9 protein-coding genes are annotated in these 12,145 nt (G+C 67.1%); 4 read left to right on the top strand and 5 right to left on the bottom strand.

Features of this window, described 5'->3' with window-relative positions; translation table 11 throughout:
• Nucleotides 1-20: 20 nt before the first annotated feature.
• Nucleotides 21-1,229 (bottom strand): oxygenase MpaB family protein, encoded by a 1,209-nt coding sequence (locus MOM01_RS08260; protein WP_241384921.1) that lies wholly within the window; start codon nt 1,227-1,229, stop codon nt 21-23.
• A gap of 147 nt (nt 1,230-1,376) precedes the next feature.
• Between MOM01_RS08260 and MOM01_RS08255 the strand changes: the two genes are divergently transcribed.
• Together MOM01_RS08255 and MOM01_RS08250 are read left to right on the top strand one after the other, a co-directional pair.
• Nucleotides 1,377-2,807, top strand: coding sequence for an aldehyde dehydrogenase family protein (locus MOM01_RS08255; protein WP_241384920.1), 1,431 nt, complete (start codon nt 1,377-1,379; stop codon nt 2,805-2,807).
• A 46-nt stretch (nt 2,808-2,853) separates the two neighbouring features.
• On the top strand, nt 2,854-3,969 hold the full coding sequence (locus MOM01_RS08250; RefSeq protein ID WP_241384919.1) for an NDMA-dependent alcohol dehydrogenase: 1,116 nt from the start codon (nt 2,854-2,856) through the stop codon (nt 3,967-3,969).
• A gap of 79 nt (nt 3,970-4,048) precedes the next feature.
• Here MOM01_RS08250 and MOM01_RS08245 read toward each other — a convergent pair whose 3' ends face one another.
• Nucleotides 4,049-5,884, bottom strand: a complete 1,836-nt coding sequence (locus tag MOM01_RS08245) for an acyl-CoA dehydrogenase (RefSeq protein WP_241384918.1) — start codon at nt 5,882-5,884, stop codon at nt 4,049-4,051.
• Nucleotides 5,885-5,981: 97 nt separating this feature from the next.
• Complete coding sequence (locus MOM01_RS08240; protein WP_241384917.1) at nt 5,982-6,590, bottom strand: class I SAM-dependent methyltransferase; 609 nt, start codon at nt 6,588-6,590, stop codon at nt 5,982-5,984.
• A 163-nt stretch (nt 6,591-6,753) separates the two neighbouring features.
• Here MOM01_RS08240 and MOM01_RS08235 point away from each other — a divergent pair, with 163 nt between their 5' ends.
• Nucleotides 6,754-7,776: a beta-ketoacyl-ACP synthase III gene (locus MOM01_RS08235; RefSeq protein WP_241384916.1), complete on the top strand. Its 1,023-nt coding sequence runs from the start codon at nt 6,754-6,756 to the stop codon at nt 7,774-7,776.
• Nucleotides 7,777-7,812: 36 nt separating this feature from the next.
• Entirely contained in the window at nt 7,813-8,502 is a 690-nt protein-coding gene (locus tag MOM01_RS08230; protein ID WP_241384915.1) for an HNH endonuclease family protein, read from the top strand.
• Between the two features lie 7 nt (nt 8,503-8,509).
• Here the strand turns inward: MOM01_RS08230 and MOM01_RS08225 are convergent, their stop codons facing one another.
• Nucleotides 8,510-10,630: a thiamine pyrophosphate-dependent enzyme gene (locus MOM01_RS08225; protein WP_241384914.1), complete on the bottom strand. Its 2,121-nt coding sequence runs from the start codon at nt 10,628-10,630 to the stop codon at nt 8,510-8,512.
• A gap of 47 nt (nt 10,631-10,677) precedes the next feature.
• Nucleotides 10,678-12,024, bottom strand: coding sequence for a cytochrome P450 (locus MOM01_RS08220; RefSeq protein ID WP_241385120.1), 1,347 nt, complete (start codon nt 12,022-12,024; stop codon nt 10,678-10,680).
• Nucleotides 12,025-12,145: the final 121 nt, after the last annotated feature.

The following is a 12,145-nucleotide window of genomic DNA, read 5'->3' as shown; positions in this document are numbered from 1 at the left end:
CCACCCTCCTGCCTCCTCGATCACTCCGGCAACGGCACCACGTCGGGGATCTCTCCGTCGAGAATGCTCAGCTGCGCGTCGCGCAACTGCTTCTCCCCGAGTCGCTGCAACCATGCTTTTCCGGCCGGAAAACGGCCGATCACATGGTGTTTGGCGACATTGACGGCGAAGCGGCCGACCGGATACCAGGGCGGTCGCATGGGAACCTTCAGGGCGCGGACTCCGGATGGGCCGAGCAGGGTCGTCGCCAGCGACAGTCCGCGTTCGTATTCGTACCGGCGGCGGAGCGTGCGGAAACGCGGATACGGCATCAGGAGGGGGAGTTCCACGAGCGATGCGGCGAGCAGGTGGCTGTTCTCGTCGGCCGCGGGGGACGACGAGCCGATCTGGTACATCATCCGCAGTCCGGCCCGCTCGTCGAAGCGCAGCCATGTCGGGTCGACGCCCATCAGCCACCCGACGTAGGCCCACAGGTGCAGTACGGCCTCGGCCTCGCGCCGGGTGTATCGCACACCCAGGACACGGGTGTGCAGCAGGAAGGTGATCGAGAACAGGCCCAGCGTGCCCGCCTGGTCGAATTGGTTGACGGGTAGGCCACGGAACTCGGTGTCCCAGCCGGCGTCGTGCTCGTGGTGATAGTCGACGAAGGCGTGCATGAGACGCACGTGCACGGAGAGCCTGAACCCTTCTCCGAAGCGTTCGAGACCCCCGTCGGTGACGCATGCGTTCCACCAGGTGCCCGTTTCGGCGATGCGTCGTCGGGTGCGTTCGCCGGTGAGCCGCCCGGACGACGTGAGGACCGGTAGGGGGCCGGAGTTGTTGTAGCCACCGAGCAGGGAACCGTAGGCGAGAACATCGCCGACATCGGAGCCGACCCTGCGCAGGGTGCGCGCACCGAGCGCGATCTTGTCGCGGTCGACCCAGCCGGGGGTGTCCTCGAGCATCGCGAAATATTTCCGGAGCACATCAGGGGCGTCCGGCACGGCGTCGATTCCCTCTGCGAGCGCCGTCCGGAACTGCGCGAGGGTGACGGTCCGGTCCTGTCGGATGGCGCGCACGAGTTCGGCGCTGGGTTCGTCGCGTTCGAGCAGGGCGCGGCGCAAGGCCTGCTCTTCGTCGGGGGTGGCATCCGGCGCTCGTCCTGCGAAAGGACGCAGTGGCGCGGTGATGCGCGCGGCCTTCTTGCGGTCGCGCATGTACCGGGTGGTCGACGTACCGGTGATGGTCACGTGGTCAGCGTCCTACTGACAATGCATGTTGTCAATATCCTCGTTCGGCGCCGCCCGATCGTCTCTCGCCGACGTTCCGGCGTCGAGAGGTCCCGGTGAGCGGGAATTGCGTGCGTGGGGTGTGATGCTCCTCATACCGTCCGCCTCATGACCATTGTGACCAGCGCCGATCCCGTCCTCGGTGAGTTGCTCGAGAAGCAGCAGCGACAGTTCCGTTCACAGCGCAGCAGTTCGGCTTCGCAGCGCCGGGAGCGCATTCAGCGCGTGATCGACATGCTCGTCGCCCGCACCGACGAGATCGTGGACGCGATCGACGCCGACTTCGGTGGGCGGCACCCCGGATACTCCACCACCAACGACGTGCTCGGTTCGCTCTCGGCGCTGAAGTACGCGCGCGACCATCTCGAGGACTGGATGCGCTCGGAGCAGCGCACCCCGTTCCCGCCGTACGACCAGCTGGGGGCCACCGCGTCGGTTCAGTACCGGCCCAAGGGTTCGATCGCGATCATCGGAACGTGGAACGCTCCGGTGTTCACGCTGCTGAGCCCGCTTGCTGGGGTTCTGGCTGCGGGCAACCGCGCTGTCCTCAAGCCCTCCGAGGTGGTGCCGCGCACCGCGAGGGCGCTGGCGGAGGCCGCTGCGGATTTCCTCGATCCCGCCGAGATCGCGGTGGTCACCGGTGGACCGGATGTCGCGAAAGCCCTGACCTCCCTGCCGTTCGACCACATCGTGTTCACCGGCGGCGAAGCCGCCGGCCGGTCGGTGATGGCGAACGCCGCTCTCAATCTCGTGCCCGTCACGCTCGAGCTCGGTGGTAAGTCGCCGGTGATCGTGGGTCGTTCCGCGGATCTCGACACGGCCGCCTACCGCATCACGGTCGGCAAGTCGACCAACAGCGGTCAGTTGTGCGTCTCCGCCGACACCGTGTACGTCCCGGCGGAGAAGCTCGACCCGTTCCTCGAGCAGGTGAGCGAGACCTACACCGAACTGTTTCCGACGATTGCCGGAAACCCGGATGTCACCGCGATCGTCGACGACCGCCATGCGGCACGGATCGACGGATACATCCGCCAGGCGCAGGAACTCGGCGTGCGGGTCGTGACGGCTCCGGACGAGCCCATCGCCACCGACGACCGGCGCCGCCCCCTCCGCGTCGTCATCGATCCACCCGAGTCCGCCGCCGTATCGAAGGAGGAGATCTTCGGTCCGGTCATGGTCGTGCGTACCTACGACGACCTGGGCCAGGTGCTGGGCGCGATCAACTCCGGCCCCGAACCGCTGGCGCTCTACTATTTCGGCCGGGACGAGGACGAGCAACGAATCGTGCTGGAATGCACCATTTCCGGTGGTGTCACCGTCAACGACATCGCAATGCATCCCGGCATGCTCGATGCGCCGTTCGGAGGCATCGGGCCGTCCGGTACGGGGCACTACAACGGCCGGGAGGGTTTCCTCGAGTTCAGCCACGCCAGAACGGTCTTCGTCGCACCGGACGTCGATCCCCGTCGTGAATGGGGCATGCTGCCGCCCTACGCCGAGGGTTACCGGGCCGGCATGTCCGCCCAGGTGACCCCGTGACCCCACCCTATGTGCACAGTCCTTCGACACCCTCAGGAGACAACCGATGAGAACTCGCGGCGCGATCATCCGCAGCGCACCCGGCACTTACGAGGTGGTCGATCTCGAACTCGACGAGCCGCGCCGCGGTGAGCTCATGGTCGAGATGGTGGCGGCGGGTCTGTGCCACTCCGACGACCACATCGCCACCGGCGACCACGCGGTCGGAAGTTACCCGATCTGCGGTGGGCACGAGGGCGCCGGCGTCGTCGTGCAGGTCGGCCCGGAGACACCCGGCTGGAATGTGGGTGACCACGTGGTCTTCTCGTTCCTGGCGGCCTGCGGCCGATGCCGTTGGTGTGCGAAGGGACTGCAGAATCTGTGCGACCGCGGTGCGGCGATCATGACGGGCAGCCGTCCCGACGATCCGTCGAGTTTCCGGCTGAGCCTCGACGGAGTACCGGTGGCGCAGACGTGCGGGCTGTCGACCTTCAGTCAGTACACCACGGTGAGTGTGGACTCGGCTGTCAAGGTGGACAAGGATCTTCCGCTCGGCACACTGTGCCTGCTCGGTTGCGGTGTCGGCACGGGATGGGGTGCCGCGGTCAACTCGGCGGAGGTGTATCCGGGGCAGACCGTGATCGTCCAGGGTATCGGCGGAATCGGGATCAACGCCGTCCAGGGCGCCGCGCATGCGGGGGCCGCGCGGATCATCGCTGTCGATCCGGTGCCGTTCAAGCGGGAGGCGGCACTGCGCTTCGGTGCCACCCACGCTGTCGCCGGCATGGCGGAAGCGACGGAGATCGCCCGGTCGTACACCAACGGCCAGGGCGCGGACTCCGCAATCGTGACGGTCGGGGTGACGACCGGAGAGCACATCGCCGAGGCGTTCTCCGCGATCCGGAAGGCGGGAACCTGTGTCGTCACCGGCCTCGGGAAGATGACCGATTTCGGTATCCCCATCAGTGCGATGGAACTGGTGCTCTACCAGAAGCGCCTGCAGGGTTCGCTCTTCGGTGCTTCCGCGCCGACCGCCGACATCCCGTGGCTCATCGACCTGTACATCTCGGGTGCACTGAAACTCGACGAACTCGTCACGACCACCTACAAGCTCGACGACATCGCCCAGGGCTTCGTCGACATGCACGAGGGCAGGAATCTGCGCGGCGTCGTCCTGTTCTGAGCGGATGCGGTGAGCGCAGAAACGGCAGTGACCCCGCCGGAGAACGGCGGGGTCACTGCGGTCGCTGGACGGAGGCGTGTCAGAACGCGGCTTCGTCGAGCTCCATGATGTCGAGGTCGACGTCGGCGATGAGCTGACGCGCGACACTCAGCTCGGGCAGGACGTTCTTGGCGAAGAAGGACGCCGCGGCGACCTTGCCCTCGTAGAACGCCTTGTCGGAGGCTCCGGCACCGGCGTCGAGCGCGGCGAGGGCGATCTCGGCGTGCTCGAGCAACAGCCAGCCGATCATCAGGTCGCCGAACGCCTCGAGGAAGCGGACCGATCCGAGACCGACCTTGTACAGCTCGGTGGGCTGCTCCTGCGCGCCCATGAGGTACTGGGTGAGCGTCGCGACCATCGTCTGCGTCTCGCCGAGCGCGGTGGCCAGGAGCGTGCGCTCCTTCTTGAGACGCTGGTCGGCGTCGTCGCGCTCGACGAACTTCTTGATCTCACCGGCGAGGTGGGCGAGGGCCACGCCGCGATCGCGGGCGATCTTGCGGAAGAAGAAGTCCTGCGCCTGGATGGCGGTGGTGCCCTCGTACAGCGAGTCGATCTTCGAGTCGCGGATGTACTGCTCGATCGGGTAGTCCTGCAGGAAGCCCGAGCCGCCGAGGGTCTGGAGGGAGTCCTTCAGGTACTGGTAGGCACGCTCGGAGCCGCAACCCTTGACGACCGGCAGGAGCAGGTCGTTGATGCGGTGCGCGAGACCGGCGTCGGCGCCCGAGACCTGCTCGGCGACAGCGTCGTCCTGATGCGCGGCGGTGTACAGGTAAACGGCGCGCAGACCCTCGGAGTAGGCCTTCTGCATCGCCAGCGAACGACGCACGTCGGGGTGGCGCATGATCGACACGCGCGGCGCGGTCTTGTCGGACATCTGAGTCAGGTCGGCGCCCTGGATGCGCTCCTTGGCGTACGCGAGCGCGTTGAGGTAACCGGTCGACAGGGTCGCGATGGCCTTGGTGCCGACCATCATGCGGGCGTGCTCGATGACGTCGAACATCTGCGCGATGCCGTTGTGGACCTCGCCGACGAGCCAGCCCTGGGCCGGGACGCCGTGGCCGCCGAAGGTGACCTCGCAGGTCGCGGAGGCCTTGATGCCCATCTTGTGCTCGACGTTGGTGACGAAGACGCCGTTGCGCTCGCCCATCTCGTTCTTCTCGAAGTCGAAGTGGAACTTCGGGACGAAGAACAGCGACAGGCCCTTGGTGCCGGGGCCGGCACCTTCGGGGCGGGCGAGGACCAGGTGGAAGATGTTCTCGAACAGGTCGTCGGAGTCGGCGGAGGTGATGAACCGCTTGACGCCCTCGATGTGCCAGGAGCCGTCGTCCTGCTTGATCGCCTTGGTACGACCGGCGCCGACGTCGGAACCGGCGTCGGGCTCGGTGAGCACCATGGTGGCACCCCAGCCGCGCTCGACGCAGGTGGCGGCCCACTTCTTCTGCTCATCGGTGCCGTTGTCGTAGAGCACGCCCGCGAAGGCCGGACCGGCCGCGTACATGAACGCCGCGGGCTGGGCGCCGAGCATCATCTCGTTGACGGCCCACAGGAGACTGCGGGGTGCGTCGGTGCCGCCGATCTCCTCGGGAATGCCCATCGACCAGTAACCGGCGTCCCACCAGGCGCGGAACGACTTCTTGAACGGCTCGGGAAGCGACACCGAATGGGTCTCGGGGTCGAAGACCGGCGGGTTGCGGTCGGCGTCGGCGAAGCCCTCGGCAGCGGGCCCCTCGGCCAGCGCCTTGACCTCCGCGAGGATGCCGCGTGCGGTGTCCTCGTCCATGTCGCCGAACTTGCCGGCGTCGAGGACCTTCTGAATCTTCAGGAACTCGAAGAGATTGAACTCGAGGTCGCGGAGGTTGCTCTTGTAGTGGCCCATGTCGTCGGTGTCTCCCAGTGCGGTGCGGTCCGGCCGGTTTCAAGTACCGCCCAAGTTATTACTCGTCGGTAACATCTCTATGTTACTCGCCAGGCAACTAACTGCCAAGAGGTGGTTTACGGGCCACGACGAGTGCGTCGATCGCCGTTCCCGAATCGGTTTCCCGATATCGCCGTTCGGCGGTCGTGATGTCCAGACGGTCGTCGATTTCCTCCACGAGATCTGTTGGTGTGTAGAGGATTTCCTTGTCCTGTGGCCCCCCGACGCCCTCGTCGGGATTTATCGCGTCGTGGCCCAGGAATATGAGGATTCCTTCAGGTTTCAGTGAATTGATCGCGTGCTCGAGAAGTGCGCGTCGTTGTGGTGGAGGGAAATGCAGGAAGACGGAGAGAATCAGGTCATATTCCCCGTCGAAAGAGTCGGCCGTCACATCTCCACGCACATAGTGAAGACGATCGCGCGAACGTGAAGGCGCCTGTGCGGCGATCTGCCGGGCCTTGTCGAGCGCGACCTCGGAGAAATCGACCCCCACGACCTCCCAGCCGCGCGTGGCCAGCCACAGCGAGTGGCGGCCCTCCCCGCAACCGAGATCGAGCGCGCGACCGTGCGGCAAGGACGCCGCGTACTCCACGATCACCGGATTCGGCGGCGCACCCCAGATCAGTTCCGATGCCGCGTACTTCTCGTCCCAGTCCTGTGCGTCCATGACCGCGACGCTAACGCCGCGATACGGACGGGACCACTTGTTGCGGTGGAGGTTGCGGGAGTGCATCGCCGAGGCGGTGCTGTGACGAAACCGTGACCTACGGTATCGTAATCCGGATGCGACGCGCCGACACGCGGTGGGTCGAGGAGGAGGAGTTCGTCTGATGGGTGCACAGATCGCTGTCCCTGCCCCGCTGAGGAACAGCGCGCTGCTCGGCCTGGGTGTGCACCGGCCTGAGCGCATCGTCACCAACGACGAGATCTGCGAGCAGATCGACTCGAGCGACGAGTGGATCCAGTCGCGGTCCGGCATCAAGGAACGCCGCTTCGCGAAGCAGCATCCGGAGGAGTCGGTCGTCGACATGGCGACCAGCGCTGCCGAGCAGGCCCTCGCCGCCGCAGGCCTCACCGGTGCCCAGATCGACACCGTCGTCGTCGCGACCTCCACCTATCCCTTCCAGACGCCGCAGGCCGCGGCCCTCGTCGCAGATCGCATCGGCACCGGCGGGGCGGCCGCTCTCGACATCGCCGCGGGTTGCGCGGGCTTCTGTTACGCCCTCGGTGTCGCCTCCGACCTCGTGCGCGCCGGTTCCGCCGAGCACGTGCTGGTCGTGGGCGTCGAGCGCATGAGCGACACCACCGAGCCCACCGACCGCTCGGTGCGCTTCATCTTCGGCGACGGTGCCGGCGCCGTCGTGGTCGGACCGTCCGACGAAGTGGGTATCGGGCCCACCGTCTGGGGCTCCGACGGGTCGCAGGCGAACGCCATCCGCCAGGAACCCGACTGGGTCGACTTCGCGAACAATCCCGATCAGAAGCGCCCCTGGATCATCATGGAAGGCACCGCGGTCTTCCGCTGGGCAGCCTTCGAGATGAGCAAGTACGCCCGGCAGATCGCCGACAAGGCGGGCGTGGCGCTCGAGGATCTCGACGCCTTCGTCCCGCACCAGGCCAACCTGCGTATCAACGACGTGATCGTCAAGCAGCTCGAGCTGCCCGAGACGGTGGCGGTGGCCGACGACATCATCGAGACCGGCAACACCTCCGCCGCGTCCATCCCGCTGGCCATGGAGAAGATGCTGCGCACCGGTCAGGTCGAGACCGGATCCACCGCGCTGCTCCTCGCGTTCGGTGCCGGCCTGTCGTACGCGGGCCAGGTCGTGAAGATGCCCCCGCTGGCGAAGTAGAGGGCAGCAGTAGCAAGCACGACTCGGTAGCAGTACATGGCTGGTGCTCGTAAACCGTCGGTTCCCCGATGGCTCTGGATCCTGGGCGTCATCGTCGTCTCGGTGATCGTCGTCCTCCTCGAACCGGTGAGCGACGACGACTCCGGAACCGTTGTGGTCGAGAATCCTTCGCAGGCTCTCGAAGCGCTGGCGGCCCTGCCGGTGCGCGACGAGGAACCGCAGGACGGATACGACCGCAATCTCTTCGGTTCCGCCTGGACCGACAATGTCACCGTGGGGATGGGCGGCAACGGGTGCGACACCCGCAACGACATCCTCCGACGCGACCTCGTCGACGTCTCGCTCGAGAAGGGGTGCACCGTCCGCAGCGGCACCCTCCATGATCCCTACACGGGACGGGAGATCGCCTTCCGGCGCGGCGTCGACACGTCGTCGGCCGTGCAGATCGACCACATCGTGGCGCTGTCGGACGCGTGGAAGAAGGGCGCCCGTCACCTCGACGAGCAGCAGCGGCGCAATCTCGCCAACGATCCCCGCAACCTGCAGGCCGTGGACGGGCCGACCAACCAGTCCAAGGGCGACTCGGACGCCTCGGAGTGGCTGCCCCCCGACAGTGCGTACCACTGCCGCTACGTCGAGCAGCAGATCGAGGTGAAGACGGTCTACGAACTGTGGGTCACGCCTCAGGAACGCGACGCCATGAAGCGGGTCCTCGCGGCGTGCTGACCGCGCGTCACCGATCACGCAGGACCCGGACGATCTCGTCCTCGGACACGAGCACGTACGCGGCGGCCGGCCCGAGAGGGACGTAACTGTCGCGGGAGGTGATCCGCGTGATTCGGCGATGGGGGGAATCCTCGGCGAGCGCCGCGACGACCGCCTCGGCGACGCCTCCGCTGCGGCGGGTCTCGTCGACGACCACCACCCGCTCGAACCCGCGGGCACATCCGAGCAGAGCGGCCGTGGGCAGGGGAGACAACCACTGCAGGTCCAGCACGGTCGCCGCGACTCCCGCGCGCCGGACGGCACGCAGGCTCATCGGCACGCCGTTGCCGAAGGTCACCACCAGTACGTCGTCGCCGTCGCCGTAGGTGCGCACCGATCCGGGTGCCAGTCCGGCGGCATCGGGCACCTGCTGCCACAGTCCGTCTCCGTCCTCGTACAGATCGCGGCGGTGGTACAGCGCGATCGGTTCCAGGTAGACGCACACCCGTCCCTCCTCGCGGGCCAGTGCGAGGCAACTGCGCAGCAGGGCGCCGGCCGTGGCGGGGGCGCTCGGCACGGCGAGTACCAGACCGGGGATGTCGCGCAGGACGGCGACGGAATCGTCGTTGTGGAAGTGCCCGCCGAACCCGCGCTGATAGGGCAGCCCGGCGATACGCACCACCATCGGGTTGCGGTACCGCCCGTCCGAGAAGAAGGCCAGACTCGCTGCCTCACCGCGTAACTGGTCCTCGGCGTTGTGCAGATAGGCCAGATACTGGATCTCGGGGATGGGCAGCATCCCCGCCACGGCCGATCCGAGAGCGAATCCGAGCACCGTCTGCTCGTCGAGCAATGTGTCGAACACCCGCAACCGCCCGAAGCGTTCCTGCAATCCTCGCGTGATCCCGTAGACTCCGCCCTTGACGCCCACATCCTCCCCGAACACGCACGTGCGGGGATCTTCCTCGAGGAGTTGTCCGAGCGTGCGGGTGACGGCCCGGGCGAGAGTGAGCGGTTCACCGGCCGGGTGCGGATCGTCGTCGATCCTCACCAGCGAGGACTCGAACGGGCGCATCACCTCGGCGGCCGACCGCAAGCGTGGTGGCCGGCGCAGCGAGTCGGCCACCGAGGCGACGGCATCGCGCATCCGCTCGTACCGGTCGAGTGCCGCTGCCGGGTCCAGTACTCCTCGCGCGACGAGTTCGCGGGCCGTCCCGACCAGCGGGTCCCGTGCGTGATCGGCCGTGAGCTCGGCCGGGCTGCGATAGGCCGCTTCGACATCCGAGCCGGCATGGCCGAGGAAACGCACGGTGCGTACGTGCAGCACGAGCGGTGCCCGGCTCGCGCGCACCGTGTCGATCGCATCGGCAGCCGCGGCGAGCATCGCCACCGGATCGGCCCCGTCGACCGCCCGGTACTCGATCCCCGGATAGGACGACAGTGCCCGTTCGAGCCACCCCGCCGGTGTGGGAACACTGATGCCGACGCCGTTGTCCTCGCACACCAGCAGCAACCGCAACGGCAGCCCGCGGTGACGGCAGTAGGCTGCGGCATTCATAGCGCCGACCGCCGTCGAATGATTCGCCGAGGCATCACCGAAACTGCACACCACCACCGAGTCCGTCGGCCAGGCCGCATCGAGCCCGAGTCGCTCCATCCGCGGCAGCGCGAGTGCGATTCCCACGGCCCGGGGGAAGTGCGAGGCGATCGTCGACGTCTGCGGCAGGATGTTCAGCTCGGCGTTCCCGAACACCTTGTGCCGGCCCGCGGAGATCGGGTCGAGTGTGGACGCCGCGCAACCGGCGAGGACATCGCGGATCGGTGTGCTGCCCTCGACCAGCGACGCGCGCGCGGCATAGAAGCCACCCGAACGGTAGTGGAGCAGAGCAGGATCCGTCACCCGCGTAGACAGGCCGAGCGCCGCGTTCGATTCGTGCCCCGCCGACGAGATGGTGTAGAAGCCCTCCCCACGCTCCTGCACGGCACGGGCCGCGAAATCGAGATGCCGCGACTGCATCTGCGCATCGAAGTACCGCAACAACAGGTCGTCGTCGACCCGTCGGCCGGCCCCCCGTGATCGCGGTGCAGGCCCGGGCAGGGCTCGCACCGCGGCGACGAAACGTTCGTCGAGTTCGCCGGCGGCGGTCACCTCTCGTTTCGACGCTGCCGTGACTCGGACCGGTGCCGGATCGAGCACTATCGCGCGCGGAGATCTATCGGACCGCCGTCGTTCGGGAACGGCAACGACGTGAAGTTCATGGGTGCGACGTACTCGGCCGGAACCTGCCACCGGTACCGCAGCAGCAGGTGGTGCAGGACGGTCTTGATCTCGGCGCCCGAGAAGTGCATGCCCAGACAGCGGTGCGCGCCCCCACCGAAGGGCGTCCAGGCGTACTTGTGCACGCGATCCTCGCGGCGTTCGGGAGCGAACCGCTCGGGGTCGAAACGTTCCGGATCGGGCCACAATTCGGGCATGTGGTGGGTGAAGTGCACGCCGACATTGAGCAGCGTGCCCTTCGGGACGAAATGACCGAGGATCTCGGTGTCGGCCGCCGCGCGTCGCACGATGCCCGGTACCGGGGTGACGAGCCGCTGGCATTCCTTGATCACGAGATCCAGCGAGGTCAGAAGGTCCAACTGCTCGAAATTCGGGGTGGTCGTGCCGAGTGCGTCCGATTCGTCGCGACACCGCTGCTGCCACTCGGGGAACTGACCGAGATACTGCATGGCCGTCGACAGGGTGATGGTCGACGTGTCGTGCGCGGCCATCATCAGGAAGATCATGTGGTTGACGACGTCGTCGTCCGAGAATCGCTCGCCTTCTTCGGATTCGACACGGCAGAACACCGAGAAGATGTCGTCGCCGTCCCCCGCGCGACGCGCAGGCAGGTAGTGCCGGAAGAACTTCTCCAGTCGCGCCCGCCCGGTGATGCCGCGACGCCACCGCGTGCCCGGCAGGGGATAACGCACGATCGCGGTGGCCGCCTGGACGCATCCGATGAAAGCCCGGTTGACGTCGGCCATCTCGCGCGCGGACGATCCTTCGGCGCCACCCATGAAGATCTCCGTCGCAAGACCGAGGGTGAGTTCCTTGAGTGCCGGGTACACGCGGAAATCTCCGCGCGGGACCCAGTCGTCGAGGGTCCGCTCGATCGACGGATGCATGCGGTCGGTGTAGAGGGCCAGCCGGTCGCGGGTGAACGCCTGCGACATGATGCGGCGGTGTGCGGTGTGTTCGTCGCCGTCGAGCAGCATCAGGCCGCGATCGAAGAAGGGGCCGATCAGGGCGCGCCAGCCCGGCCCGTTCAGGAGCGCGCGGTCGCGGTTCTGGAGTGCCGCGCCGACCGCGTCGGGTCCGAGGAGCACCACCCAGGGCCGTCCGGCGAATCGGAACCACGACACCGGACCGTGCTCCTGATACCGATGCGTGTACGCCGCAACGGGATCGCGCATGTACTTCAGCGCGTAACCGACGTAGGGAAGACCGCTGTCGCCGGGGACGGGAGCGAGGCCGGGCGGCGGGGGAGCGAGCATCTTCGTCACGTGCGTATCTCCGATGGTCGACATCAGGCACTGTCCGTAGGCAGATCCCAATGTAGCGCGCATCACATTTCGGCCGGGTCGATTCGTCCCACGGGACGGATGCTGGTCGCGTCCGCAGACG

Origin of the sequence: Rhodococcus sp. CH91 (assembly GCF_022554085.1) — a bacterium.
Taxonomy (GTDB): domain Bacteria; phylum Actinomycetota; class Actinomycetes; order Mycobacteriales; family Mycobacteriaceae; genus Rhodococcus.
The sequence above is the reverse complement of the archived record's forward strand: the minus strand, read 5'-3'. Positions and strand labels throughout refer to the sequence as shown.